The 25,694-nt window shown below is 65.4% G+C and carries 23 protein-coding genes; 14 read left to right on the top strand and 9 right to left on the bottom strand.

All coding sequences use genetic code 11. From position 1 onward, the window contains the following. Positions 1-104 precede the first annotated feature (104 nt). The 5 genes from IVB19_RS11930 (at position 105) to IVB19_RS11910 (ending at position 5,283) form a co-directional block, all read left to right on the top strand. A complete protein-coding gene (locus tag IVB19_RS11930) occupies positions 105-599 on the top strand; it encodes a tripartite tricarboxylate transporter TctB family protein (RefSeq protein ID WP_007608177.1) in 495 nt (164 codons plus the stop codon). A gap of 4 nt (positions 600-603) precedes the next feature. Continuing rightward, positions 604-2,118, top strand: coding sequence for a tripartite tricarboxylate transporter permease (locus IVB19_RS11925; RefSeq protein WP_018456882.1), 1,515 nt, complete (start codon positions 604-606; stop codon positions 2,116-2,118). Positions 2,119-2,169: 51 nt separating this feature from the next. Continuing rightward, positions 2,170-3,159, top strand: coding sequence for a methylmalonyl Co-A mutase-associated GTPase MeaB (gene meaB, locus IVB19_RS11920; protein WP_018456883.1), 990 nt, complete (start codon positions 2,170-2,172; stop codon positions 3,157-3,159). After that, positions 3,156-3,809 (top strand): pyroglutamyl-peptidase I, encoded by a 654-nt coding sequence (locus IVB19_RS11915; RefSeq protein WP_018456884.1) that lies wholly within the window; start codon positions 3,156-3,158, stop codon positions 3,807-3,809. Before meaB ends, IVB19_RS11915 begins: the two co-directional genes overlap by 4 nt. Positions 3,810-3,912: 103 nt before the next feature. Next, positions 3,913-5,283, top strand: coding sequence for a TIGR03808 family TAT-translocated repetitive protein (locus IVB19_RS11910; RefSeq protein WP_018456885.1), 1,371 nt, complete (start codon positions 3,913-3,915; stop codon positions 5,281-5,283). Positions 5,284-5,310: 27 nt separating this feature from the next. Here the strand turns inward: IVB19_RS11910 and IVB19_RS11905 are convergent, their stop codons facing one another. From IVB19_RS11905 to IVB19_RS11890, 4 genes are all read right to left on the bottom strand, one after another. Next, positions 5,311-5,952 (bottom strand): TIGR03809 family protein, encoded by a 642-nt coding sequence (locus tag IVB19_RS11905; RefSeq protein ID WP_018456886.1) that lies wholly within the window; start codon positions 5,950-5,952, stop codon positions 5,311-5,313. Between the two features lie 508 nt (positions 5,953-6,460). Then, positions 6,461-8,167, bottom strand: a complete 1,707-nt coding sequence (locus IVB19_RS11900) for a S8 family serine peptidase (RefSeq protein ID WP_026233259.1) — start codon at positions 8,165-8,167, stop codon at positions 6,461-6,463. 15 nt (positions 8,168-8,182) lie between these two features. Next, on the bottom strand, positions 8,183-8,878 hold the full coding sequence (locus tag IVB19_RS11895; RefSeq protein WP_026233260.1) for a hypothetical protein: 696 nt from the start codon (positions 8,876-8,878) through the stop codon (positions 8,183-8,185). Beyond that, entirely contained in the window at positions 8,875-9,444 is a 570-nt protein-coding gene (locus tag IVB19_RS11890) for a sigma-70 family RNA polymerase sigma factor (RefSeq protein WP_007593582.1), read from the bottom strand. Before IVB19_RS11890 ends, IVB19_RS11895 begins: the two co-directional genes overlap by 4 nt. 433 nt (positions 9,445-9,877) lie before the next feature. Here IVB19_RS11890 and IVB19_RS11885 point away from each other — a divergent pair, with 433 nt between their 5' ends. Next, a complete protein-coding gene (locus IVB19_RS11885; RefSeq protein ID WP_018456889.1) occupies positions 9,878-11,035 on the top strand; it encodes a GGDEF domain-containing protein in 1,158 nt (385 codons plus the stop codon). A gap of 63 nt (positions 11,036-11,098) precedes the next feature. Next, a complete protein-coding gene (locus IVB19_RS11880) occupies positions 11,099-12,202 on the top strand; it encodes a DUF2336 domain-containing protein (protein WP_026233261.1) in 1,104 nt (367 codons plus the stop codon). 10 nt (positions 12,203-12,212) lie between these two features. Here the strand turns inward: IVB19_RS11880 and IVB19_RS11875 are convergent, their stop codons facing one another. Together IVB19_RS11875 and IVB19_RS11870 are read right to left on the bottom strand one after the other, a co-directional pair. Further along, the gene (locus IVB19_RS11875; RefSeq protein WP_018456891.1) at positions 12,213-12,851 is read right to left on the bottom strand and encodes an NrsF family protein; all 639 of its coding nucleotides are present in this window, start codon (positions 12,849-12,851) and stop codon (positions 12,213-12,215) included. 2 nt (positions 12,852-12,853) lie between these two features. Continuing rightward, positions 12,854-13,399: a sigma-70 family RNA polymerase sigma factor gene (locus tag IVB19_RS11870; protein WP_085352255.1), complete on the bottom strand. Its 546-nt coding sequence runs from the start codon at positions 13,397-13,399 to the stop codon at positions 12,854-12,856. 293 nt (positions 13,400-13,692) lie between these two features. Between IVB19_RS11870 and IVB19_RS11865 the strand changes: the two genes are divergently transcribed. From IVB19_RS11865 to IVB19_RS11840, 6 genes are all read left to right on the top strand, one after another. Then, the gene (locus IVB19_RS11865) at positions 13,693-14,349 is read left to right on the top strand and encodes a hypothetical protein (RefSeq protein ID WP_018456893.1); all 657 of its coding nucleotides are present in this window, start codon (positions 13,693-13,695) and stop codon (positions 14,347-14,349) included. Between the two features lie 151 nt (positions 14,350-14,500). Next, the gene (locus IVB19_RS11860; RefSeq protein WP_018456894.1) at positions 14,501-15,280 is read left to right on the top strand and encodes an enoyl-CoA hydratase; all 780 of its coding nucleotides are present in this window, start codon (positions 14,501-14,503) and stop codon (positions 15,278-15,280) included. A gap of 222 nt (positions 15,281-15,502) precedes the next feature. Then, positions 15,503-16,900 carry a TolC family outer membrane protein gene (locus IVB19_RS11855; RefSeq protein WP_204510676.1) on the top strand — a complete coding sequence of 466 codons (1,398 nt, stop codon included), beginning with the start codon at positions 15,503-15,505 and terminating at the stop codon, positions 16,898-16,900. A gap of 24 nt (positions 16,901-16,924) precedes the next feature. Further along, positions 16,925-17,482, top strand: coding sequence for a P-loop NTPase family protein (locus IVB19_RS11850; protein ID WP_018456896.1), 558 nt, complete (start codon positions 16,925-16,927; stop codon positions 17,480-17,482). A 51-nt stretch (positions 17,483-17,533) separates the two neighbouring features. After that, positions 17,534-18,496, top strand: coding sequence for an amidohydrolase family protein (locus IVB19_RS11845; protein WP_018456897.1), 963 nt, complete (start codon positions 17,534-17,536; stop codon positions 18,494-18,496). Between the two features lie 257 nt (positions 18,497-18,753). After that, positions 18,754-19,323, top strand: a complete 570-nt coding sequence (locus IVB19_RS11840; RefSeq protein ID WP_247821427.1) for a LysE family translocator — start codon at positions 18,754-18,756, stop codon at positions 19,321-19,323. Positions 19,324-19,332: 9 nt separating this feature from the next. Here IVB19_RS11840 and IVB19_RS11835 read toward each other — a convergent pair whose 3' ends face one another. From IVB19_RS11835 to IVB19_RS11825, 3 genes are all read right to left on the bottom strand, one after another. Beyond that, on the bottom strand, positions 19,333-22,449 hold the full coding sequence (locus tag IVB19_RS11835; RefSeq protein WP_018456899.1) for an efflux RND transporter permease subunit: 3,117 nt from the start codon (positions 22,447-22,449) through the stop codon (positions 19,333-19,335). 38 nt (positions 22,450-22,487) lie between these two features. After that, complete coding sequence (locus IVB19_RS11830; protein ID WP_018456900.1) at positions 22,488-23,732, bottom strand: efflux RND transporter periplasmic adaptor subunit; 1,245 nt, start codon at positions 23,730-23,732, stop codon at positions 22,488-22,490. A gap of 145 nt (positions 23,733-23,877) precedes the next feature. Beyond that, entirely contained in the window at positions 23,878-25,290 is a 1,413-nt protein-coding gene (locus tag IVB19_RS11825) for a CoA transferase (protein ID WP_018456901.1), read from the bottom strand. A gap of 54 nt (positions 25,291-25,344) precedes the next feature. Here IVB19_RS11825 and IVB19_RS11820 point away from each other — a divergent pair, with 54 nt between their 5' ends. Further along, positions 25,345-25,632, top strand: a complete 288-nt coding sequence (locus IVB19_RS11820) for a hypothetical protein (protein ID WP_007593600.1) — start codon at positions 25,345-25,347, stop codon at positions 25,630-25,632. Positions 25,633-25,694: the final 62 nt, after the last annotated feature.

The following is a 25,694-nucleotide window of genomic DNA, read 5'->3' as shown; positions in this document are numbered from 1 at the left end:
TCTCTCCAAGTCCAGCTTTCACCGCCAACGCGGACGCAGCCCCGGACTCCACCCTCTCTCCGTAAGAACGGGGTGAGGGATAAGAAATCTCATAGGATCCTCCCATGCGCCTTCCCGACTCCGTCACGGGATCGTTTCTCGTCGTGCTCGGCACCGCAGCCGCCTATGGCGGCTGGCTGCTGCCGCCGGTACCCGGGCAGCCGGTCGGCCCCAACGTATTTCCGCTCGTGATCGGCATTGGGCTTGCGCTGTGCGGGCTCGCGATCGTGTTCGGGATCGGTCACACCTTCGAAGAGGCGGAAGAGCTGATCCCGCTCGAGGATGGCCAGGCAGCGGCTGCCCCGCCGCCTCAGGGAAAGTTGTACGGCCTGCGCGCGCTGCTGCCGCCGGCGCTGTTGCTGTTCTACGTGGTCGCGGCCGACCGGCTCGGCTTCATCATCACCGCGGCGATCATGGTCTACGTCACCTCGACCGCGTTGGGGGCAAAGTGGAAGCTGGCGCTGCCGCTCGCAGCGCTGGCGCCGTTCGCCATCCACCTCATCTTCGGCAAGCTGCTGCGCGTGCCGCTTCCCGCCGGCCTGTTGCCGACACCCTGGTGACCCCATGCTGAAAACCCTGATTGAAGCGTTCGCACTGATCTCCACCTGGGAGGTCATCATCGCGATGTTCGCAGCCTCGGTGTACGGGCTCGTGATCGGCTCGCTGCCGGGCCTGTCGGCGACGATGGCAACCGCCCTGCTCGTCCCCGTCACCTTCTATCTCTCGCCGATCGCGGCGATTGCGACCATCGTGGCGGCCTCCTCGATGGCGATCTTCTCCGGCGACATCCCCGGTGCGCTGCTGCGCATCCCCGGCACGCCCGCCTCCGCCGCCTATGCCGACGAGGCTTACGCCATGACCCGGAAGGGACAGGCCGAGTTGGCGCTCGGGGCCGGCGTGTGGTTCTCGGCCGTGGGCGGCATCGCCGGCGTGCTGTCGCTGATGATTCTGGCGCCGCCGCTAGCCGAGATCGCGCTCTCGTTCTCGACCTTCGAGTATTTCTGGCTGGCGCTGCTCGGCCTGATGTGCGCGACGCTGGTGGCGCGCTCCTCGCCGGTGAAGGCGATCGCCGGCATGTTCCTCGGTCTGCTGGTCTCCTGCGTCGGCATCGAAAATCCCGGCGGCGTGCCGCGCTTCACCTTCGGCCTCACCGATCTGTTCGGCGGCATCGAGCCGATCCCCGCGCTGGTCGGCGTGTTCGCGGTCGCCCAGGTGATGCGCGCGATGCTGACGCCCGAGCCGCCGCCGCTGCCGCGGCGCAAATTCGGAAGCATCATGGCCGGTCAGTGGAAGCTGACCAAGAAATACCATTGGCAGATGACGCGCGGGAACATCGTCGGCATCATCATCGGCGTGCTGCCCGGAGCCGGCGCCGACATGGCCGCCTGGGTGTCCTATGCGATGTCGAAGCGCTTCTCCAAGGAACCGGAGAAATTCGGTACCGGCCATGTCGAGGGCCTGGTCGAGGCCGGCGCCAGCAACAATGCCAGCATCGCCTCGGGCTGGGTGCCATCATTACTGTTCGGCATTCCCGGCGACACCATCGCTGCGATCGCGATCGGCGTGCTCTACATGAAGGGGCTCAACCCCGGACCGACGCTGTTCACCGAGAAAGCGTCGAGCATGTACGCGATCTATCTGATGTTCATCATCGCGAACATTTTGATGATCCCGCTCGGAATCGCCATGATCCGGGTTGCCGCCTACATCCTGCTGGCACCGCGCTCCGCCATCATGCCCATCATCATGCTGTGCTGCGCAGTCGGCTCGTTCGCTATCGGCAACAACATGTTCGGCGTCGTCACCGTCGCCGCCTTCGGCGTGATCGGCTATGTCATGGAAGCCAACGGTTATCCCGTCGCCGCGATGGTGCTCGGCATCGTCATGGGCACCATGGTCGAGCAGGCCTTTGTCACTTCGCTGATCAAGTCGGACGGCAGCATTTTGCCGTTTTTCGAGCGCCCCGTGGCCGCGATCCTCGCCGCCATGGCGATCGGGGCGCTGCTGTGGCCGGTGATGGTCTGGGCGTGGCGAAAGCTGAAACCGGTGCGGACCGGAGTGGCGGCGACATCCCGGTGATATCGGGCGGGCGGCCCTCGCCTGCCCCACGCGGGCGTTGTAAAGCAGGGCATGGTTGAGAAAAAGCCTTCACTGGACATCAAATCCCTCGCCCATGACCTTCGCGCCGGCAGCCGCGCGGCGCTGGCGCGGGCCATCACGCTGGTCGAGAGCCGGCGCAGCGACCATCAGGCGCTGGCGCGCGAGCTGGTGCAGATGCTCTTGCCTGACACCGGCAGAGCGCTCCGCGTCGGCATCACCGGCTCGCCCGGCGTCGGCAAATCCACCACCATCGACGCGCTCGGCATCCATCTGATCGAACAGGGTCACAAGATCGCGGTGCTCGCAGTCGATCCGTCCTCAGCCCGCAGCGGCGGCTCGATCCTCGGCGACAAGACGCGGATGGCCCGGCTCTCGGCTTCCGACGATGCCTTCATCCGACCCTCGCCGTCCTCGGGCACGCTCGGCGGCGTCGCGGCCAAGACACGCGAGGCGATGCTGCTGTGCGAGGCGGCCGGCTTCGACGTCGTGCTGGTCGAGACCGTCGGCATCGGCCAGTCCGAGACCGCGGTCTGCGACATGACCGATTTCTTCCTGGCCTTGATGCTGCCAGGCGGCGGCGACGAATTGCAGGGCATCAAGAAGGGCCTGGTCGAACTCGCCGACATGATCGCGATCAACAAGGCCGACGGCGACAATCTCAAGCGCGCCAACATCACCGCCGCCGATTATCGCGGCGCGCTGCATATCCTGACGCCACGCTCCGAGCACTGGCATCCGCCGGTCGAGACCTATTCGGCGCTGACTGGCGACGGCATTGCGAAGATCTGGCAGAAAGTCCTCGATCACCGCAAGGCGATGAATGCCTCCGGCGACTTCGCCGCACGGCGGCGCGAGCAGCAGGTGAAATGGATGTGGTCGATGCTGGAGCAACGCATGCTGGCGCGGTTGCGCAGCGAGGCGTCGGTGCGAACCAAGGTCCGGAAGATCGAGACCGAGGTGGCCGACGGCCATCTCACGCCGGCGCTCGCCGCCGAAAAGATCCTGGAGTTGCTGCAATGAGCGACAAGCTCCGCGTTCTCCTCACCGCCTTCGGCCCGTTCCCCGGCGCGCCCTACAATCCGACCCAGCCGCTGGTCGCCCGGCTGGTGCAATTGCGCCGTCCCGCACTCGACGATGCCGCGATCTCCAGCCACATCTTCCCAGTCACCTATGCCGCGGTGGACCGGCAATTGCCGGAGGTGCTCGCGAAAGAGAAGCCCGACGCGCTGCTGATGTTCGGCCTCGCCGCACGCACGCCCTATCTGCGCATCGAGAGCCGCGCGCGCAACGCCGTCACCATGCTCTGGCCCGATGCCGCCAACACCCGCTCGAGCAAGCGCGGCATCGCCGGTAATGCGGACGCGCTGATTTTCGGCCCGCACACCGCAAGGCTGCTGCGCGCCGCCCGCCTCACCGGCATCGACGCGCGGCCCTCGCGCGACGCCGGCGCCTATCTCTGCAATTACCTGAGCTGGCGCGCGATCGAAAACGTCAGGGGCGGCGGGCCAAAGCTCGCCGCATTTATCCATATTCCCCTGCTCGCGCGCAGTGGCGCCGTGCGCCGCAAGGGCGCGCCGCGGATCACGCTGGAGGAACTGGTGGACGCCGGGGAAGCGATGCTGATGGAGATGGTACAGTTGGCACGGAAGGCTCGGAACACGACTGTGTAAACATTTAACCCTACCGCGAACAATCCTCACGGCCCCAGCCGCGCGGTCCCGTTTTTGCGCTACCTAACCGCTGCGGACCCCCGCGTCCGCCGGAGGACGCGTCATGGACCTCAATCGCCGCCATCTCATTGGAGCATCGACCGCAGGCCTCGCCGGCGCGCTCGCGATACCAGCCGACGCCGCGCGTGCGGCGCCGCTGACGTCGCTGCTCGGCCGCGATGCCACGCAATATGGCGTGCGGCCCGGCAGCAGCGAGGATCAGACCCGCGCGCTCCAGCGGGCGATCGACGAGGCTGCGCGGGCGCAGATGCCGCTAGCGCTGCCACCCGGCATCTACCGCAGTGGGTTGCTACGCTTGCCAAACGGCGCGCAACTGATCGGCGTGCGCGGCGCGACAAAATTCGTCTTCACCGGCGGGGCCTCGGCGATCCAGAGCGACGGCTCCGATGCAATCGGCCTTTCCGGCATCACCTTTGACGGCGGCGGCATTCCGCTGCCGACGCGGCGCGGGCTGATCCAGATCCTCGGCGGACGCGACGTCCGCATCACCGATTGCGCGATCACCGGCTCCGGCGGCAGCGGCATCTGGCTCGAGCAGGTCTCCGGCGACATCTCGGGCAACATCTTTACCAACATCGCGGTGACGGCAGTGGTGTCGTTCGACGCCAGGGGTCTCAGCGTCTCCCACAACACCATCACCGGCACCAACGACAACGGCATCGAGATCCTGCGCACGGCCATCGGCGATGACGGCACGCTGGTCACCGATAACCGCATCGAGGACATCAAGGCCGGCCCCGGCGGCTCCGGCCAGTACGGCAACGCCATCAACACGTTCCGCGCCGGCAACGTCATCGTGCGCGGCAATCGCATCAAGAACTGCGATTACTCCGCCGTGCGCGGCAACTCGGCCTCGAACATCCACATCACCGGCAACAGCGTCAGCGATGTGCGCGAGGTCGCGCTCTATTCGGAATTCGCTTTCGAGGCCGCGGTGATCGCCAACAACATTGTGGACGGCGCCGCGGTCGGCGTCTCCGTCTGCAATTTCAACGAAGGCGGCCGCATCGCCGTGGTCCAGGGCAACATCATCCGCAATCTGATCCCGAAGCGGCCGATCGGCACCGCGCCGGATGACGATGCCGGCATCGGCATCTACATCGAGGCGGATTCATCTGTCACCGGCAACGTGATCGAGAACGCGCCGTCCTACGGCATCGTCGCCGGCTGGGGCAAATATCTCCGCGACGTCGCGATCACGGGCAACGTGGTCCGCAAGGCACTGGCCGGCGTCGGGGTGTCCGTCGTGCCCGGCGCCGGCACCGCGCTCGTCAACAACAACATGATCTCGGAAACCCCGCGCGGCGCCGTGGTCGGGCTCGATCATGCGCGCGCCGTGACGTCCGATCTGTCGGTGGACGGCGCCCAGCGGTTTGCGCAATTGGTGGTCGGCGGGAATGCGGTGCGGCGATAGCTGCCGCTGCTCGCCTCCTCCCGAACGCTAGAACGCGTTCCGCAGCAGTGGATACTTCGCTTCGAGCCCGTCGAGGCTGAAGGTGAACTCAACCAGGCGCTCGGGGGCTGCGACAATTTCGGCTGCCGGCGGAGAGAACTGCGGCAGAAGCGCCGCCATCGCAGCCAGCGCCTTGGGCGCTGCCGTCGCGGCCGGCACCTTGGGCCCCGTCATCGCGACGGGCGCGGTGGGCGGCGCCATGGCAGCCGGCACTTGGAGCGGTGCCATCGGGGCAGGCGCGGCGACCCGCGCGGCCGGGGCTTCGGAGATGTCGGCGAGAACGCCCGGCTTGGGATCGAGCCTGACCGGCACGGCGGTCTCCGGGACGATGTGCACGGCCTTCGGTTGCACTGTCTGCGCCTGCTGCTCGCGCGGAAACATGCGGGGCATGGTCGCCGGCGACCAGCCGAATGCGGGCGACACGCTCGCGGCCGCCGTGGCGACGTCAGCGCCGGTGGCAAGGGCGCGCCAGGTCTGGACGGCGAGCTTCGCTTCCTGGATGTTTTCGAGAAATGCGATCTCGGAGTGATAGCGGCGCCAGCGCCCGGTCTCGAACATCTCGGAGAGATGCACCAGCCGCTGCTCGGCGAGAGCGCACCAGCGTGCCGCAATGTCGCGGCCAATAGCCACGTCGCGAATAGCCTCTTGGCGATGTGTCATAAATCAGCCCGTCAGGAGAAAATACGGACGCGACGCAACGCACACGAATCAATTTAGACGCGACGTGAATATTTTGTGGAAAAGTTTTGACTTGTCCAGCAACGACGATGTTTTCGTCGCCAAACTCCGTAGTCGTGCGGAGATTCAAGCGGTTTTGGAGTCAAGCTTCGCACAAGCATAGCGCGCTTGCGGCGTGCCGGCGGAGCAGTGGCGATGAGTGAGCCACGATCTCTCAACCGGAAGCTGATCTCGCGCAGGCTTCGAGGGATTGGACGCCCAAAAAGAAAAGACCCGTCCGGGGGGACAACCGGACGGGTCGAGCCATATGGGCGCTTGGGGTGGATGGGCGCTCGCGCCTGATATGACTTATGGGGAGGGATAACCGCTCCCACATAATTTGGTCGTGGCAGCGGGCCGAACGTTCAATGCGGCGTTTGATTTTTCAACCTTCGCGCCGCGCGCAAAGTTGTCGCAGCCGCTATCGCGTCGCCGGCCTATCCGCCTGAGAAACCGTGGCTTTATCCTCGGTGCTCGACAACGAGGGTTGCTCTAATGCGCGGATGCCAGGCTCGTCGCGACGCTTCTCGATATCTTCACGTTTTGTTGTACCGGATGCGGCCGCGACCGGCGTCGCGCCGGCGGCGGGAACGGCCATGACCGCGGCAAACGCGTCGGCCCCGCCATCGCCGAACAGATCATCACGCCCGGGTGAACCGAGGTCACGCGCCGTCTTCGCCAGCGTCGTGCGCAGCGCTTCCGGCTTCAAGGCGGAGTTGCGCTCGAGCAGCAGCGCTGCGACGCCGGAGACATACGCGGCCGAGAACGAGGTGCCCGACGTCATCTGGTATTTGCCGTCAGGCGCTGGCAGGAAGATATCGACGCCGGGAGCCGCGACCGCGATGTAGTTGCCACGGTTGGAGGCGGTGAACAGCCGGTCCTGCTGGTCGGTTGCGCTGACCGCGATCACGTTGGGATTGGCGGCCGGATAGAGCGGCGGCGACTTCGCGCCGGCATTGCCGGCGGCTGCGATCAGCACCAGGCCACGCGCGGCGGTCGCCGCGATGGCCCGCTCGATCACCGCGTCTTTGGGACCGGCAAAGCTCATGTTGACGATCTGCGCGCCGTGCTCGGCGGCATAGTTCAGAGAGCGCAGGATGATGTAGGACGAGCTCTCGGCCCCGCCGGTGGTGCCGCCGAAGGCGCGGATGGCGATGATGCGCGCCTCGGGCGCGCTGCCCATCAGCTTGGCATGCGCCACGATGGCGCCTGCAATGCCGGTGCCATGAATGTGCGGGCCTTCGGCGCTACCGAGCGCATCGAAATTATCGGCAATGGAATTGGCAAGTTCCGGATGTCGGGCGTCGATGCCGGAGTCGATCACAGCAACCGTCACATTGGCGCCATGCGCGAGAGTATGTGCCTGCGGCAGGCGGAGCTTGGCCAGCGCATATTGCGCGGGATCTCCCTCGGTCGGCACCGACGATTTCTGGTCCTGAAGCAGGTAGCGGAAGTTCGGCTGGACCGAACGCACGCTGCCGTCGGCCGCGAATTCACGCCGCACCGTCGCGGAGGGCCGGCCGTCGGTGATGCGGAACAGTCCGAACGTCGCCCCGATCAGCGGAAAATTCTCGGAGGACACGCGCGTCAGGCCATGGCGACGCGCAAGCTCGTCGGCCTCGGTCGACGACAGCCCGCCATCGATCTCGGCGACGAATTCGTCGGCGAAGGTACGCAAATCCGCGGCGACGGGCGCGTTGTTGCCGCGCCGCTTTCCGGCGGTCTTCTTGCCCGATTTGCCCGAGCCATCGCCGCCTGCATTCTGCTGCGCCAGGCATTCGCCGGCGGCGTCGCGATCGGGCGCGGTACAGGCGGGATAGAGGTTCGGGGAGTAGCGCGCATAAGGCAGCACCGGCGTCGGCCCCATCCGCGCCGAAATCCTCGTCGTCACGATCGGACCGGGACCGCGGCCGACGGCCACCGCTCTGGCTGCAACGCCCGGACTGACGCGTGCGGCGATGCCAGGAGAAATGGTCGGCATTCGGGAGGGGACGCTGATCGTCGGCGTGCGCATGATCGCCTGCGCCTGCGCAACCTCGACGCCGAGACAGGCGGCGAGCAAAAGCGCGGCTGCGACCGACGAAGCGCAGACCCCGGCTCTTACTCCACTTTCGGACTTGCGCGTCATCAGCTTGGAAGCGCCTTACGGCGCCGCGACGGCGAGGTTGACGAACTTCTCGCGCTGCATCTTGCCAAGCAGCGAGTTGAGTTCGTCACGGCTCATCGCCTTGTCGAACTGGAGGCGGAACATGCCGCCCTTGGCATCACCGATGATCGAAGCCTGGTAGCCGTCGAGCAATGCGGTGATGTCGGCGACGCGCGCCTCGGGCGTGAAGCGTACCAGCGCGCGCGCTGGCGGGACGGTCGTGCCGAGGTCGCGTGTGATCGGAGCGCTGGTCGAAAGCGAAGCAGTCTGGAAGGTCGCAGTCTGGGTCTGCGTCAACACCGCGCCGATGATTCCGGCTTGCAGCACGAGGGCCATGGCGCCAAGGCTCGCCGACCAGGCGAGAGTGCGCGGCGACAGGCTCGCAAAGAAGGTGGCGATGCGCGCCGACAGCGGCAGCGAACCGGCCGCCCGCGCGGGCTCGGCGTCGATCGCCGCGAACAGCTTCTGCATCGCGCGCGCCGACGGAGCACCCAGGCTCTCGTTCAGATGAATGGTCTCTTCATACTCGCCGCGGATCGCGGCATATTGCTTCGCGAGCTCGGGATCGCGCGCTAGCGCCTCGTCGACGCGGCGCGCATCGCGCGGGTTCAGCGTGCCGGCGGCGTGCCACGGCAGCAGCAGTTCAATTTCACCGGGCTCTTGCTCCAGCATCTTCTTGCTCAAAGCCATCATGGCCAGCCTCGCTCAATGCCGGCTGCCTTCAGCAGTTCGGCCAATTTCTTGCGCGCATAGAACAAGCGCGTCTTCACAGTGTTCTCCGGGATGCCAACGATTTCGGCCACCTCTTCCACGGATTTCTCGTGGTAGTAGACGAGATCGACGATTTCCCGATGATCCGGCGAGAGGCCCGTCAGACACTCCCGCAACGCTTCACTGGTATCCTTCTTCTGCACCGCCGTTTCCGGATTGTCGGACGTGTCCTCGATCGCGTTCGCGGCGTCGTCGTCCAACTCAAAATCCTTCCTGCGCCGAAGCGCAGACAGGGCCTTGAATCGGGTAATGGCCAGCAGCCAGGTGGAAACGGCGGATCGGCCCTCGAACTTGCCGGCTTGACGCCAGACGTCGAGAAATACCTCACTGATGAGGTCTTCCGCCGCCTGCTCGTCCCGCACGAGCCGAAGGCCGAACCGATACACCCTTACATGGTGCCGCCCGTACAGCACCTGCATGGCGAGCCGGTCGCCTTGAGCGATCCTGGCGATCAGGATCTCGTCCGAAGCCGCTTGTGTCACGCTCAAAGGCCGTCTCGCAAGATTGGTCGGGTCGATGCGGCAGACGGTTCGACGGGAGGGGTAAAATTGTTCAGCCTACCGCAGTCATACGGGAGGCTGTGTGATCTACCCCACATACGCGAAATTTCCTTTTGCCACCCGCGGCTGGGCGCCGCGCTCAAGAACGGTAACATAGTAATGAAGCACTTTCCTGAGCAATGCCGTCCAGCATAGAGAAGCCGACGTGCATGGAACCTTAGCAGCCTAGCACGACATATGTCTTCCGAAGCCCTGCTTTGGCTCGACCGCGTCGCACACGACGCCTCACGGCCGGCAAATTCCTCGGCCGCTCGACGTCCCCGCTCCTGCGCTGCACAGCGTGGATTCGGTTTCGAAGGATACCAAACCTAAAGGCTTGCCACGTAGATTTTTGGGCTGACATCCACCATTGGGCGGGACCATGAGCACGGCTGCGACGTCCTTTCCCGAGAGGAATGCCGCTGAGGCCGCGGATCTCGCCCTGACGACCGCGGCTGCGGCACCCGAGGTCCTGGCGCGCCGGATCCGGCAGCGGCGCCAGATGTATGTCGGCCAGGTGGCGAGCTACTCGCTCGGCGCCTCCGTCCTGCTGCTCTACGCCTATGACGGCGTCATCTCCATGGGCGTTCCGTCACTGTTCTGGCTCGGCGGCCTTCTGACCATCGGAACCTTCACCGTGCTGTCGGAAGCGGGCTTCGGCGACCGGTTCGAGGATCATTACCTCACCGTCTTCCAGATCTCGGCGCATATGTCGCTGCAGCTGCTGTTCCTGCTCGCGGTGCCGACAGTCGGAGTTGCGTTCCTTGCCGTGCTGTTTCTGATCTTCGCCTTCGGCACGCTTCGTATGACATCGAGCCAGGCGATGCTCACCTGGGGCCTCGCCACTTGCGGGCTCGCCTTGGTCTTCCTCGCCTCGGACTTGCCAATCGGACTGCCGGTTACGACCCAGCTGCAACGGGCCGCCTCGATGCTGTGCTTCGTGCTGGTGATTGGCCAGTGCGCCTTCCTCGGCCTGTTCGGCGCCACGCTGCGCAAGATCCTGTACCGGCGCAGCATCGAGCTGAAGGCCGCCTATCAGCGCATCGAGGAGCTGGCGGAGCTCGACGAACTCACCGGCTCCTACAACCGCCGCTGCATCATGCGGCTTCTCGACGCCGAGATCGAAAAATCGCGGCAGACATCGACCCCTTGCGCGATCGCACTCATCGATCTCGACTGGTTCAAGCGCATCAACGACGCCCATGGCCATCCCGTCGGCGACGAGGTGCTGCGCACCTTCGCAATCACCATTTTCGCCAACATCCGCCCGGCCGACTGCTTCGGCCGCTACGGCGGCGAGGAATTCTTGCTGCTGCTGCCGGGGACGGACGGCGATGCGGCATCGCGCACGCTCGATCGGCTGCGCGGCATCGTCGCCGATCTGGACTGGAGCGCATTCTCCCCGGGCATGCGCGTGACCATTTCCGCGGGCGTCGTGACGCTGCGCGACAACGATACCGCCGACACGTTTCTCGTGCGCGCCGATAGCGCGCTCTATTCCGCCAAGGCACAGGGGCGCAACCGCATTGCAACCAGCTGATCAATCCATTTTCTCCCGGCGCGACCGAAGCCGCTGCCGGGCCGAACGCGCCAGGACAGGGCAATGAGATCTAAATCCGCCAAATCATCCGAGAATCTGCTCGAGGAATTGCAAACCGCGCTCTCGCACGGCACCGTCGCGCACCGGGTCGAGACGCTGCGCCGCGTCACAGATCTCTTCGTGGGCAACGCCTCGGACTATTCCGACGACCACGTTCGTGTGTTCGATGACGTGTTCCAATGCCTGATCGAGCAGATCGAGACGTCCGCCAAGGCGCTGCTCGCCGACCGCCTCGCACCGATCGCGGCTGCGCCGCCGAAGATCATCCGCACGCTCGCGCTCGACGAGGTGATTGAGGTTTCCGGCCCGGTGCTGTCGAAATCCGAACGGCTGGACGAGGAGATCCTGATCGAGATCGCGCGCACCAGGGGTCAAGCCCATCTCAAGGCGATCTCGCTACGGCGGGTGCTGTCGGAAGCGCTGACCGACGTGCTGGTGACCCGCGGCGACGAGGACGTGGTGCAATCGACCGTCAGCAATCCGGGTGCGCAACTGTCGGAGGGAAGTCTCGCCGACCTCGTGACCCGCGCCGAGCGTGACGACGACCTCGCCAGTTGCATCGGCCTGCGGCCCGACTTGCCCCGCCATCATTATTTGAAGCTGGTCGCAAAGGCCTCCTTGGCCGTGCGCAGGAAGCTGGAGGCCGCGCACCCCGAGTTCGCGGACGACGTGTCCAGCGTGGTCCAGGAAGCGGCCCAGCGAATCCGCGCCGCCAGCATGACCAGGCAGACCGAGAGGGCGCGCGCGCTGGTGAAGTCGCTGCATGAGGACGGCCGCCTCACCGAGCTCCAGGTCGCCACCTTCGCGGAGCAGGGCAAGTTCGACGAGACCAATGCGGGGCTCGCGGCGCTTGCGGGCGTCGCAGTCGAGACCGCCGAGACCATGATGATCGAAAGCCGGATCGAGGGCGTGATGATCCTCGCCAAGGTCGCGGCCATGCAATGGTCGAGCGTCCGCGCCATCATTGCCCTGCGCGAGAAGCTCTCAGGCGGCTCGCAGACCGACATGCTGACGCTACGCGACGCTTACGAGGCGCTGCGCAGCTCGACCGCGCAGCAGGTGCTGCGCTTCCACCGCATGCAGCAGGGCGCGACGCCGGCGGCGTGAAGCCGGCGAGCTAGTAGCGTAGGACCCTCGCCCCCACGAGCGCGCCAATTGCCGCCACCAACGCGGTGGCGAGCGTGTACCAGGTCGCGACGAACAGCGGCGAGTCGTCGGTGCAGTGTGAAGCGTACAGCGTCGCGGCGAGCCCGGCCGACACCAGGCCGGCGAGAGCCCCGGCGAGCGCCGGATGGGACGGCGCGCCGTGACGCAGGCCGAACAGGGCCCCAGCAAGCAGCGGCAGCGACATCGCAGGGATTGCGAACAGGCATACCCTGGAATTCTTGCCCACCAGTCGCATCGTCATCGGCATGGCCGGCGCCATCATCGCCTCGCTGCCGATCGCCACCGCGAGCAGCCCGACCGGCAGCAGCAGTAGCCAGCCCCAGCCACGCAGCAAGGCCTCGGGACGCGACAGATGCAGGCTGACGATGATCGCCGGGATCGCGAGCGACAGCGTGACCGCGAACTTCATGTCGAAGAACGGGTTGTGCATCGCGCTCATCACGTCGTGACGCACACCGAGAAAGGTGGCGAAGATCAGGATCGACAGCGGCGCAGCGACCAGCAGCGCCATGGTCAGCACCGCGCCGACGCGCGGCGGACGATGGGCGTTGTCGGCCGCGAGCGAGCGAATGAGTTGATCGGTGTCCATGACTACTGGTCCCGCAGTTTGGCAGTCAGCGCGGCAAGTCCGCGATGTAGCGCGACCCGCACCGCGCCCTCGCTCATCGAATATTTCACCGCCGTGTCCTTGATCGACGTGCTGTCGACCGCGATCGACTGCAACACGTCGCGCTGGCGCTGCGGCAGCGTATTGAGCTGGCTGGCGACTTCGCCGGCCGAGACCGTCTCCTGCGGCGCCTCGCCCGGCAGGGTCTCGGCGAAATCGTCGATGTTGACGAAGATCCGCCTGCCCCGTCGCCGCAGCATGTCGATCAGCTTGTTGCGGCCGATCGCAAACAGCCACGGGGCGAAGGGGGCTTCGCTGTCCCAAGTGTGCCGCTTCAGATGCACCGCCAACAAAATCTCCTGCACGATATCCTCGGCCTGGTCGGGAGGCTGCCCGGCCCGAGCCAGGCCGCGCCTCGCGGCAGCGCGCAGCACAGGCGTGACCGCCTTCAACAGGCGATGATACGCCGCGTCATCGCCTGCCATGGCCGACCGCATCAGGCCGGTCCACTCGTCCTCACGTCCGCGCACGCGCGCCCCTCACCATGCAATTCGGCCGCTCTTTCAGTTTGTTACGCTGGCATCAGCCAGATCACGAATTCGTGATCTTGCTTGGCCACGCGACCGATGCGGCCGTCAGGATCTGCGACGGCTCATAACACCGATCGGTCCAGTCCGCACCCCGCGGCCGGCTGCGAAGGCAGCGGTTTTGCCGCGCTTTTGCCCGGTGTGGCCCGAAGATTCCCATTTTCTGCCCCGCTGTGGTCACGCCCCAGGGTCTCTGTTCAGTCCCGGGACGGGCGGAATTTGGGGAGATCGTCAACATGATGAAAGCCAGCGGGCGCGCGGCCCTGATTCTCCTGGCCGGGCTTTTCTTGCTGTTCGGGGGCGTTGCACAGGCGGCGCCGAATTCAGCCGCAAGCAGCAAGTCGGACAGCGCGGGCAAACAGGCCGACACGGTCAAGCCGACCAAGCAGCGGCATCACACGTCGCGTCACCGCGACAACACCAAGACGGCAGAAAAATCCGACGACAAGGCCGACAAGAAGGACGCCGCGGCAACGGCCGATGAGACGAAGGCCGACAATCGTGACGCGCCGACCTCGAGCCAGATGCCGCCGGAAATCGCCAACGCCAACGCGCAACTCGCCGCCGCCGATACGCCGACCGCGGCTGCCGCTTCCGCAATGACGGGCCGGGCCAACGACAACGTCCAGGCCGCGGCCGATAATACCGCCGCCCCGAACGCCGAGAGCCAGGTCGTCGCACCCGATCAGCTCAACGACATCGACCGCGCCCTGCAACAGGACAACACGCCGGCGCAGAGGGCGGTGATCGACGCGCAGCCGCGTCCGGCGCCGGTGATGGCAAGCAGCCAGCAGAGCTCGGCCTGGGACCAGAGCTCCCTGATCGGAAAAATCTTCATCGGCGTCGGCACGCTGCTGACGCTGGCCTCCGCCGCGCGTATGTTCATGGCGTGATTTTGGCCTGATCGCCGGCCCGCGGGACCTGGTCCGGAACGCGCATCTGGCCGCGTGTTCCGGCCGTCCTCGCGCCGATGGCTTTGCGGCCTCTTGAAGCCCACCGCGCGAGCGGGCACATTGCCCGCTCAACCAAAAGCGTGGGTGGAGCATGAGCACGTTCGAACACATCATCGTCGAAAGCAAAGGCGCGGTCGGCATCATCAAGCTGAACCGGCCGAAGCTGCTCAACGCACTCTCCTTCGGCGTCTTCCGCGAGATCGCCGCGGCCGTCGACGATCTCGAAGCCGATAACGCCATCGGCTGCATCGTCGTGACCGGCAGCGAGAAGGCGTTTGCTGCCGGCGCCGACATCAAGGAGATGCAGCCGAAAGGCTTCATCGACATGTTCTCGGAGGATTTTGCCGCGATCGGCGGCGATCGGGTCGCGCGCTGCCGCAAGCCGACGATCGCCGCGGTCGCAGGCTATGCGCTCGGCGGCGGCTGCGAGCTCGCGATGATGTGCGACTTCATCATCGCCGCCGACACCGCCAAATTTGGTCAACCCGAAATCACGCTCGGCACCATCCCCGGCATCGGCGGCACCCAGCGCCTGACCCGTGCGATCGGCAAGTCCAAGGCGATGGACCTTTGCCTCACCGGCCGCATGATGGATGCGGCCGAAGCCGAGCGCAGCGGCCTGGTCAGCCGCATCGTTCCCGCCGACAAGCTGATGGACGAGGTGATGGCCGCGGCCGAGAAGATCGCCGCGATGTCGCGGCCCGCGGTCGCGATGGCCAAGGAAGCGGTCAACCGCGCCTTCGAGACCACGCTCGCCGAGGGCATGAGCGTCGAGCGCAACCTGTTCCACTCGACCTTCGCACTGGAGGACCGCTCCGAGGGCATGGCGGCGTTCATCGAGAAGCGGAAGCCGGTGAACAAGAACAGGTAAAGGCAGGCGAGCGGTCAGCCTGGTGTAAGGCTCTGCCGCTTTCCCGCAGAATCCCTGTGACGTGCCTGCAACAAGCACGGAATACATGGGGGTTTCCCCCGCGGCAGTTTGCCTGCGGGACCTCGGCTGGTTAAACAGCTAAGAGAGCCGCCGTCGGCGGGGGCGGACAGCCGGGATTTGCGGGATTACATGATTGGGCGTGCCGCCAGAGCTGGTCGCGTGATGACGCGGCATCGATCGGGCGTGGCTCCTGTGCTCGCGACATGGACCACGCTGGCGCTGTGTTGCGCCCTGCCCTCGGCCGCACGGGCGGAAGCGCTGCCGGAGGCGCTCGCCAAGGCCTACCAGACCAATCCGCAACTCAATGCCGAGCGTGCGCGGCAGCGCGCCACCGACGAGAACGTGCCGCAGGCGCTCGCCGGCTACCGGCCACAGATCGTGGCAAGCCTCAGCGCCGGGTTGCAGTCGGTGCGCAACCTGCTGCCCGACAACACCATCCAGACCGCCAATCTGAAGCCATGGATCATCGGCGTCACCGTGTCGCAGACCCTGTTCAACGGTTTCCGCACCGCCAACAACGTGCGCGCCGCCGAACTCCAGGTGCAGTCTGGCCGCGAGGCGCTGCGCAACGTCGGCCAGGGTGTGCTGCTCGACGCGGTCACCGCCTACACCAATGTCCTCGCCAACCAGTCGCTGGTCGAGGCGCAGCGCTCCAACGTCGCCTTCCTGCGCGAAACGCTCTCGGTCACCCAGCGGCGCCTCAACGCCGGCGACGTCACGCCGACCGACAGCGCCCAGGCCGAGGCGCGGCTCAACCGCGGGCTTTCCGATCTCAACGCCGCGGAAGTCGCGCTGGCGGTGAGCCAGGCGATCTACGCGCAGGTGATCGGCAATGCGCCGTCGCAGCTTCGGGCCGCCGAAGTCGTCGACCGCTATCTGCCGAAGAGCCGCGAAGACGCGCTGACGATGGCGATCCGCCAGCACCCAGCGGTGATGGCGGCGGGCTTCGACGTCGATGTCGCCTCCACCAACATCCGCGTCGCCGAAGGCGCGCTGCTGCCGAGCGCCAGCGTCCAGGGCAGCGCCAGCAAGAGCCGCAACAACGACCCGACGCTCGGCACCTTCGCCGAAGATCAGGCCTCGATCGTCGCCAATGTCACCGTGCCGATCTACGACGGCGGCCAGGCCGCCGCACAGACCCGGCAGGCCAAGGAAATCAGGGCGCAGAGCCGGCTCGTGCTCGATCAGGTGCGCAACCAGGCGCGCACGGCGGCGGTCAGCGCCTGGGTTGCCAATGAAGGCGCCAAGATCGCGGTCTCGGCTTCGGAGTCCGAAGTGAAGGCGGCGACCGTCGCGCTCCAGGGCGTGCAGCGCGAGGCCGCCGGCGGACAGCGCACGACGGTGGATGTGCTGAACTCGCAGGCCGATCTGATCCAGGCCAAGGCCCGCCTGATCGGCGCCAATCGCGACCGCGTGATCGCTTCCTACACGCTGCTCAGCGCCGTCGGCCATCTCGACGTCAAGACCTTGAGCCTGAACACGCCGGACTATCTGCCCGAGGTGCACTACCAGCAGGTCCGCGACGCCTGGCACGGCCTGCGCACGCCATCGGGGCAGTAGTTTCAATCGTCTGGCTTGGTGCCGATGAAAAGCCGCCGCATCCATCTGATGGGAGCCTCCGGCTCCGGCGTGACGACGATCGGCCGCGCGCTCGCGAGCCGGCTTGCGCTGCCGCATCACGACAGCGATGATTATTTCTGGCTGCCGACGGCGCCGCCCTACCAGACCACGCGCCCCGCTGCCGAGCGTCTGCGCCTGATGCGCGAGATGTTTCTGCCGCGGCTCGATTGGGTGCTGAGCGGAACGGTCACCGGCTGGGGCGACGAGTTCATCCCATTCTTCGATCTCGTCGTCTTTGTGACGACGCCGCGCGAGCTTCGCTTGCAGCGCCTGCGTGACCGCGAGGCTACGCATTTCGGAGCGGATGCCGTCGCACAGGGCGGCTGGCGTCATGAGGAGGCGGAGTCGTTCGTCGACTGGGCCTCGCACTACGAAGCCGGCGATCGCGAGGGTCGCAGTCTCGCAAGAGATGAGGCGTGGCTCGCGAAGCTGCCCTGCCCGGTCGTGCGCGTCGACGGCTCACGCCTGCTTGCGGACCTCGTCGAGCAGCTATGCAGCGAAGCGCAGCGGCTGCCGGGCTGATGTGATACTGTCACGATGCCACTGCCAAATAATAATACAGGGAGAGAAACCATGCTCAGCCGACGCAGCGTCCTGCTTGCCTCCCTTGCCGCCGGAGTTGCCATGTCGAACAAAGCCCACGCACGTGCCGCGCAGCCCGCCACTCCGGTCAATTTCGACGTCCCGGCCCATGCCTGCGACTGTCACACCCACATCCATGGCGATGTCGAAAAATTTCCGTTCTTCGCGGGCCGCGTCTACACGCCGGAACCGGCTTCGCCGGAGGAGATGGCCGCGCTGCACAAGGCGCTGCATATCGAGCGCGTGGTGATCGTGACGCCGAGCGTCTACGGCACCGACAACTCGTCGACGCTGTTCGGCATGAAAGCGCGTGGCGCGGCCGCGCGCGGGGTGGCCGTGATCGACGACAAAACGACCGAGGCCCAGCTTGACACGATGCAGGCAGACGGCTTTCGCGGTGTCCGCCTCAATCTCGCGACCGGCGGCGTCAACGACCCCAATGTCGGCCGGCCGCGCTTCACCGCCGCAGTCGAGCGCATGAAGGCGCGCGGTTGGCACGTGCAGCTCTACACGACGCTTCCCATGATCTCGGCGATCAAGGACCTCGTCGAGACGGCGCCAGTACCCGTTGTATTCGACCATTTCGGCGGCCTTGAGGCCTCGCTTGGGCTGGAGCAGCCGGGATTTTCCGACCTGGTCGCGCTGGTGAAATCCGGCAAGGCCTATGTCAAGATTTCCGGCGCCTATCGCTCCTCGAAGCTCGCGCCCGATTATCAGGACATGGTGCCCTATGCCCGCGCACTGATCGCGGCGAATGCGGACCGCATCGTCTGGGGCACGGACTGGCCGCATCCGGATTCGAGCCGTGTCGAGGGACGCAAAGCCACCGACATCGCGCCGCTCTACCAGATCGACGACGGCCGCCTGCTCAACCAGCTTCCGGTGTGGGCGCCGGATGCAGATGTGCGCAAGAAGATCCTGGTCGACAACCCGGCGCAACTCTACGGGTTCTGAGTCGCGCCAAGCGCAATTCGGTTCAACGACCGCGACACGGTTCCACAATGAGGCGTGGAACTGTTGTCGCGAAGGCACAAACTCGTTGGACTCACACGAACGTGTTTGTGCTCTCGTCCGTTTCTCACCCTTCTGGTTGAGGCGGCCATTCTTTTTCGGGGCTACGCACACGCACAGATTTCATTTGTTCGTGCGGGTGCATGCCTTTATCGCATTATCTTGCCGCGCTTTTTTCCGGCATTGGAATTGGTTTCACCGTGGCCGCCCCCATCGGACCGATGGGCATGCTGTGCATACAGCGCACATTGGCATCCGGCATGGCCACGGGCCTCGCAACCGGCTTCGGCGCCGCGACCGTGCATCTCACCTACAGCGCTCTCGCGGTTTTAGGACTGGGCTCGCTGGCACAGCCCCGGGTCGAGGCCAATGCCGCCGGCTTCGGCACCGTCTCGGCGCTCACGCTGCTGTGGTTCGCGATCCGGACCCATCGCGGCTCGGTCGCGCTCCAGAGGACCGACGTCGTCGACAACGTGCATCTGGCGCGGGCCTATCTCAGCGCCATCGCGCTTGGGTTCACCAATCCGCTGACCGTCATCCTGTTTCTGGCTGCGCTGCACGCCTTTTCAATGCAGACCGCGGCAGCCCCGCTGATCGCCGGTGTCTTCGTCGGTTCCGCGATCTGGTGGACCGTGCTCAGCACGATCGTGGCAATGGCGCGGTCACGGCTGACGCCGCGCATGCTGTCGATGAGCAGTCGGTTGGCCAGCTTGATGCTGCTGGGCCTCGGCACCATGATGCTGGTGCGGATCGCGCAGCGGATGCTGTGATTGGCGGCGTCAGCGTGCGCGGCGGGAGAAGAAGGAGATCAACACCGGCAGCGTCACCAGGATCACGATAGGGGCGAGCATCATGCCTGTCACCACGACGACCGCAAGCGGCTTCTGCACCTGCGAGCCGATGCCTTCCGACAGCGCGGCCGGCAACAGGCCGATGCCGGCGACGACGCAGGTCATCAGCACCGGCCGAAGCTGCAATTCGCCGGTGCGTATCACCGCGGTCATGCGGTCCATGCCCTCTTCGATGAGTTGGTTGAACTGCGACAGGATGATGATGCCGTCCATCACGGCGATGCCGAACAGCGCGATGAAGCCGATCGCCGCCGAGACACTGAAGGCGGTACCTGTGATCAAGAGACCGAGCACGCCGCCGAAGATGGCCATCGGAATCACGCTCATGGCGAGCAGCGTGTCGGTCATCGAGCCGAAATTGAACCAGAGCAGGACGCCGATCAGCGCCAGCGAGATCGGCACCACGATCGACAATCGCCGGATCGCGTCCTGGAGATTGCCGAATTCGCCGACCCAGTCCATGTGCGCGCCGGGCGGCAGTTGCACCTGAGCGGCGATCTTCTGCTGCGCCTCGCGGATGGCGCTGCCGAGGTCGCGTTCACGTACCGAGAACTTGATCGGCAGATAGCGCTCCTGCTGCTCGCGATAAATGTAGGCCGCACCCGAGACGAGGCTGATGGTGGCGACCTCGCTCAGGGGGATCTGCGTGACGGTGCCGTTCGGTCCGGGCGCACCGATCCGCAAATTCTGGATCGCCTCGGCGCTCCTGCGGAATTCCGGCGCAAGACGAACGATGATCGGGAAGTGGCGGTCGCTTCCTGCCTCGTAGATGTCACCGGCGGTGTCGCCGCCGATCGCGACCTTGATGGTGGCGTTGATGTCGCCCGGCGCGAGGCCATAGCGCGCGGCCTTGGCACGGTTGATATCGATCTGGATGGTCGGCTGCCCCAGTGAGGTGAACACGGCAAGGTCGGTGACGCCCTGCACGGTTGATAGCACCGACTTGATCTTGTTGGCGGTGTCGGTCAGCGCCTGGAGATCGCTGCCGAACAGCTTGATCGAGTTCTCGCCCTTCACGCCGGAAACGGCTTCGGAGACATTGTCCTGGAGATATTGCGAGAAGTTGAACTCGACGCCGGGGAAGCGATCGTCAAGCTGCTTGAGCAGTTGCGCGGTCAACTCTTCCTTGTCGCGGGTGCCGGGCCATTGGCTGGCGGGCTTGAGGGGCGCGAAGAACTCGGCGTTGAAGAAGCCGGCGGCGTCGGTGCCGTCATCGGGGCGGCCGTGCTGCGACACCACGGATTCCACTTCAGGCCGCGCGCGGATCACCTTGCGCATTTCGTTGACGTAGGAGTTGCCTTCCTGAAGCGAGATGGTCGGCGGCAGCGTGGCGCGGATCCAGAGATTGCCCTCCTCCAGCTTCGGCAGGAATTCGAGGCCAAGCAAGCGGCTGAGCGCAACCGTCATCAGTACGAGGCCGAACGCGCCACCGAGCATGATGCCGCGGTTGGCGACCGCCCAATGCAGCACCGGCATGTAGATCCGATGCAGGATCAGCATCACCCTGGTCTCGGTCTCATGAACATGCGCCGGCAGAATGATCGCCGACAGCGCAGGAGTGACGGTGAACGTCGCAAGCAGACCGCCGGCCAGCGCGTAGGCATAGGTCCGGGCCATCGGTCCGAAGATGTTGCCCTCGACGCCGGAGAGCGTGAACAGCGGCAGGAAGGCCGCGATGATGATGGCCGCGGCGAAGAAGATCGAACGAGAGACATCGGCCGCCGCGCTGAGAATGGCGTGGCTTTTCATGCCGAACAGCGTCTCGGACGACATCTGCTCGGATTCCGACATCGGCGTCGTCTGCGTCAGGCGCCGGAAGATCGCCTCCACCATGATGACGGTGGCATCGACGATCAGGCCGAAATCGATCGCGCCGACCGACAACAGGTTCGCCGATTCCCCCCGTAGCACCAGGATGATCACCGCGAAGAACAGCGCGAACGGAATGGTGGCGCCGACGATCAGCGCACTGCGGAGATCGCCGAGGAATATCCACTGCAGCAACACGATCAGCAGAATTCCGATCACCATGTTGTGGAGCACAGTGTGGGTCGTGAGGTCGATCAGGTCGCCGCGGTCATAGATGCGCTCGATGCGCACGCCGGGCGGCAGGATGCTGGAGTCGTTGATGGTTTGAACGAGTTGGTGGACGCGCTTGATGGTTGGCGAGCTCTGCTCGCCGCGGCGCATCAGGACGATGCCTTGCACGATGTCGTCGGACTCATCGAGGCCGGCGATGCCGAGACGGGGCTTCTGGCCGACGGTGACGGTGGCGACGTCCTTGACCAGCACCGGATTGCCGTTGGTCTGCGAGACCATGGTGTTGGCGAGGTCGTCGATCGAGCGGATCAGGCCGACGCCGCGCACCACGGCCGATTGCTGACCGATATTGACGGTGTTGCCGCCGACATTGACGTTGGAATTGCCGACCGCCTGGAGCAATTGCGGCAGCGTCAGGCCGTTGGCGACCAGCTTGTTGAAGTCGACCTGGAGCTCGTAGGTCTTGCTCTTGCCGCCCCATCCGGTGACGTCGATCACGCCGGGCACGGCACGGAAGCGCCGCTGGAGGATCCAGTCCTGGATGGTCTTGAGGTCGAGCACGCTGTAGTTCGGCGGGCCGACGAGACGGTAGCGGAAGATTTCGCCAATTGGACTGAGCGGCGAGATCTGCGGCTGCACATTGCCGGGCAGCGGCGCGAGCTGCGCCAGGCGGTTCAACACCTGCTGCAATGCCTCGTCATAGGTGTAAGCGAACGAGAACTGCAGTTTGACGTCGGAGAGGCCGTAGAGCGAGATGGTGCGAATGGTCGTCACGTTCTTCAGACCCGCGACCTGGGTCTCGATCGGAATCGTGATGTAGCGCTCGATCTCCTCCGCCGACAGGCCCGGGCTCTGCGTCACGATGTCGACCATCGGCGGGGTCGGATCCGGATAAGCCTCGATGTTGAGCTGGTTGAACGCAATCAGGCCGCCGATGAGCACGGCGACGAACATCCCGACCATCAGGAAGCGCCGGTTGACGGCAAGGGCGACGAGGCGATCCATTCAGGTCTTCAGCTTGTCTTTTTTTCCCGGCCCGTCGATCAGCTGCCGGACGCCGCGCGGTCGATGAACAGGCTGCCTTTGGTGACCACCTGCTCGCCGGGCTTCAGATTGCTGGTGACCTCGACGAGATTGCCATTGATGAGACCGATCTTGATCTCCCGCAGCTCGACCGACTTGTCCTCGCGTGCCACCCAGAGCCGGACCTTGTCGGCTTCGTAGATCAAGGCCTGCTTCGGTACCGCCGGCGCGGCGCGGTCGCCGGACGAATAGATCGTTACGTTGGCGAACATCTCCGGCTTCAGCAGACCGTCCTTGTTGTCGATGGTGGCGCGGACCAGCAGGCGACGGGTGTTCGGATCGATCGCGGCGGCGACGTAGTTGACCTTGGCGGTCAAGGGACGGCCCGGGAGCGCCATCACGTTGACGGTGATGTCCTGCCCGATGCACACGGCAGCCGCATCGCTCTCGCGCACGAAGGCGGTGAGCCAGACCGTGGAGAGGTCGCCGACGACGAAGACCGGATCGCTGGCGCCCGAATTGACGTACTGGCCGGGGCCAATTTTACGCTGCACGACCGTGCCTGCGATTGGCGAATAGATCGTGACTTCCGGATTGATGACGCCCTTGTCCTGGAACGCCTTGATGGTCTCGTCGGTGAAGCCGAGGATCCGCAGCTTGTTGCGCGCGGCTTCCAGCGCTGTCGCCGAGGAGCGCATGTCGTTCAGCGCTTGAACCTGGGTCGCTTCCGCCTGCTGATAGTCCTTCAGTGGGATGGCATGGCCCTCGTAGAGGTCCTTGGCGCGCTTGAACTGGATATCGGCAAGATCGATCGCCGACTTGGCCTTGTTCTGCGAGCTCATCGCCGCAATGAAATCGTTCTGGGCCTGCACGGTGTCGGCGGCCTCGATCGTGAACAGCGGTTGGCCTTGCTTCAGCACCTCGCCTGGCTTGGCGAGCAGCTTGGTCACCCGGCCTGCATAGGGTGAAAACACCGGCGTCGAACGGTCCTCGTCGACTGCGACCTTGCCCTCGGTGACATACTCGGCGCGGAAGGTCTTGGCCTTGACCGGCTCGATCGTCAGCGTCGCCCATTCGGACGGCGTCGGCGTGAAGTTCTGCGCATTTCTGCGCGATTGGCTGGAGATCTCGGAGTGGCTCTTCTCCTTGGCTCCCGCATAGAGGAAGCCGTAGGCCCCGGCACCGGCAAGAGCTAGTAAAACTACGGATGTAATTACCCGTTGTTTTGTAAGCACCTGCAAACGCTTGGTATTTTCAACTACCATGGGGCCCGGTCATGTCTGCGATGATACCAGCGGATGCCAGCGTCATCGGTCGCGCTAATAGTGCCGAATTGTGATTTCAAACAACCTAAAAAACGCCGGCCGCCTTTCGGTTTGCGTTAAAAATTTGCGACACGTCAGCTTCACGTCAGTTTGTCACCGGCCACTCTGCCGGATGACTGCCGAGCGGCATCGCCGGACGGCTCCATTGCGCAGGCGTCTTCGACAGCAGCGCTGAATGGCGCACCGCCTTCAACGTGCCAAAGCCAGATGGCATGCTCTCGATGAATGCAGCGTGTACGGCCTCGCCCGTAATATCCGGGGTATTCAGGCCCTTTTCGAGCCGTCCGAGATTCCACAGCCAGCGCCCGGTCTGCGCCAGCGACACGCGCACGTGCCAGCTGCCGCCTTCGCGGGCCTGGCGGGCCTTGGCCATCATCGCGCCGAACGCCATCAGATAGCCGGTGGCGTGGTCGAGCATCTGCGCCGGCAATTCCTTCGGTCCATCGATGCCGGCAGCCTGTCCTTCGGCATGGTTGAACCCGGTCGTGGTCTGCACCAGCGAATCGAAGCCGCGCCGTTCAGCCCAGGGACCGGCATGGCCATAGGCTGACAGCGTTAGGTAGACGATGCCGGGGTTGATTGTCGCTGCGTCCTCCGGCGTGAAGCCGAGAGCGGCAAGCGCGCGCGGGCGATAGCCTTGCGAGAAGATATCGGCGTCTCTCAAGAGCTCGCGCAACTGCGCACGCCCGGCCTCGCTTTTCAGCTCGATGAAGGTGGTGAGCTTGCCGCGCCCGGTGTCGATGGTCAGCCACGGAATGGCCGGCAGTTCGGGGCCTGACACGAGCAGCACATCCGCGCCATGCGCGGCGAGCGTGCGGCCGGCGACGGGCCCCGCGATGACGCGAGAGAGATCGAGCACGCGCAGGCCTGCGAGCGGGCGATCGCCTTTTGGCAATCGTTGCGGCCATGGCTTCGGCGGGGCCTCGCCGATCTTCTCGATCGAGACCAGCGGCAATTCGGCGAGCGCGCGGGCCTGCGGCAGCGCCGACCATTCGTCGTACGAACGCATCAGGGCAACGACGCCGCCCGCGGCGTAGGTCGCAGTCTCGAAATCCTCGCTCTTCCATTGCATCAATGCGGCCTGCACCTTCTCGCGCTCGGGTTCGCAGCCGAGCACCTTGCAGACGGCGTCGCGATGATGCGGGAAATTGGTGTGGCAGCGGACGAAGCGGTTGTCGCCGGTTCTGTAGACGCCGGCGATGGCGTCCCAAGCGGGCGGCGGCGGCTTGTCGTCGACGCGCAAGTAGCGCTCGGAGCGGCATTCGGCGACGGCATGGCGCAGGTCGACGCTGACGTCCTGCGCTTCGCCGCTGCGCAATCTCCAGATTTCGGCGGCGGCAAGGCCGGCGGCGGCGATCGTTGTCTGGCCGGCAATTGCGACGCGAAATGAGGACGGGATCTGCGGCTCCTCGCCCGTCAGCCGGACGCGCGCGAGCGCGGCGGCGTCACCGCCAGCGGAGGTCCAGATGTTGCTGAGAATCTCGGTGGGGCTTTGCATGACCCTTCTCTCCCTTTAGTTTGCGACCATCGCATTAGCACACAAGGACATGCAATGGCCGCCATCGATCCTCTCACCGCAGGCGCCGTGTTCATCGCAACGGCGGCCACCGACGCGGTCTATGTCATGTTCACCTCGGCCGTGATCGCGCGCAAGCGCGTGCCCGCGGCGAACTGGAGCGCGGTCTGGTACATGCTCTCCTCCTATGCGGTGATCAGCTACACCGAAAACGCTTTCTATGTGGCTTTCGCGGCGATCGGCTCCTGGGCCGGCGCCTACGTCTCACTGACATTCCTGCACCGCCCGCCCGGCGGCCCGCCGGTGGGGGCGGCACCGGAGTGAGGGCCGCTGTTTCCACACGGTCATTGCGAGCGAAGCGAAGCAATCCAGAGTCTTTCCGCGGT

Origin of the sequence: Bradyrhizobium sp. 187, assembly GCF_023101005.1 — a bacterium.
GTDB lineage: Bacteria > Pseudomonadota > Alphaproteobacteria > Rhizobiales > Xanthobacteraceae > Bradyrhizobium > Bradyrhizobium canariense_D.
Note: the sequence above shows the minus strand (reverse complement) of the source record. Positions and strands in the feature narration are given on the sequence as shown.

Bases quoted from the DNA above. Each gene is read 5' to 3' on its own strand.
- IVB19_RS11930 (WP_007608177.1), top strand. From the start codon at position 105: ATGCGCCTTCCCGACTCCGTCACGGGATCGTTTCTCGTCGTGCTCGGC.
- IVB19_RS11925 (WP_018456882.1), top strand. From the start codon at position 604: ATGCTGAAAACCCTGATTGAAGCGTTCGCACTGATCTCCACCTGGGAG.
- meaB (WP_018456883.1), top strand. From the start codon at position 2,170: ATGGTTGAGAAAAAGCCTTCACTGGACATCAAATCCCTCGCCCATGAC.
- IVB19_RS11915 (WP_018456884.1), top strand. From the start codon at position 3,156: ATGAGCGACAAGCTCCGCGTTCTCCTCACCGCCTTCGGCCCGTTCCCC.
- IVB19_RS11910 (WP_018456885.1), top strand. From the start codon at position 3,913: ATGGACCTCAATCGCCGCCATCTCATTGGAGCATCGACCGCAGGCCTC.
- IVB19_RS11900 (WP_026233259.1), bottom strand. From the start codon at position 8,167: ATGACGCGCAAGTCCGAAAGTGGAGTAAGAGCCGGGGTCTGCGCTTCG.
- IVB19_RS11895 (WP_026233260.1), bottom strand. From the start codon at position 8,878: ATGATGGCTTTGAGCAAGAAGATGCTGGAGCAAGAGCCCGGTGAAATT.
- IVB19_RS11885 (WP_018456889.1), top strand. From the start codon at position 9,878: ATGAGCACGGCTGCGACGTCCTTTCCCGAGAGGAATGCCGCTGAGGCC.
- IVB19_RS11880 (WP_026233261.1), top strand. From the start codon at position 11,099: ATGAGATCTAAATCCGCCAAATCATCCGAGAATCTGCTCGAGGAATTG.
- IVB19_RS11875 (WP_018456891.1), bottom strand. From the start codon at position 12,851: ATGGACACCGATCAACTCATTCGCTCGCTCGCGGCCGACAACGCCCAT.
- IVB19_RS11865 (WP_018456893.1), top strand. From the start codon at position 13,693: ATGATGAAAGCCAGCGGGCGCGCGGCCCTGATTCTCCTGGCCGGGCTT.
- IVB19_RS11860 (WP_018456894.1), top strand. From the start codon at position 14,501: ATGAGCACGTTCGAACACATCATCGTCGAAAGCAAAGGCGCGGTCGGC.
- IVB19_RS11855 (WP_204510676.1), top strand. From the start codon at position 15,503: ATGACGCGGCATCGATCGGGCGTGGCTCCTGTGCTCGCGACATGGACC.
- IVB19_RS11850 (WP_018456896.1), top strand. From the start codon at position 16,925: ATGAAAAGCCGCCGCATCCATCTGATGGGAGCCTCCGGCTCCGGCGTG.
- IVB19_RS11845 (WP_018456897.1), top strand. From the start codon at position 17,534: ATGCTCAGCCGACGCAGCGTCCTGCTTGCCTCCCTTGCCGCCGGAGTT.
- IVB19_RS11835 (WP_018456899.1), bottom strand. From the start codon at position 22,449: ATGGATCGCCTCGTCGCCCTTGCCGTCAACCGGCGCTTCCTGATGGTC.
- IVB19_RS11830 (WP_018456900.1), bottom strand. From the start codon at position 23,732: ATGGTAGTTGAAAATACCAAGCGTTTGCAGGTGCTTACAAAACAACGG.
- IVB19_RS11825 (WP_018456901.1), bottom strand. From the start codon at position 25,290: ATGCAAAGCCCCACCGAGATTCTCAGCAACATCTGGACCTCCGCTGGC.
- IVB19_RS11820 (WP_007593600.1), top strand. From the start codon at position 25,345: ATGGCCGCCATCGATCCTCTCACCGCAGGCGCCGTGTTCATCGCAACG.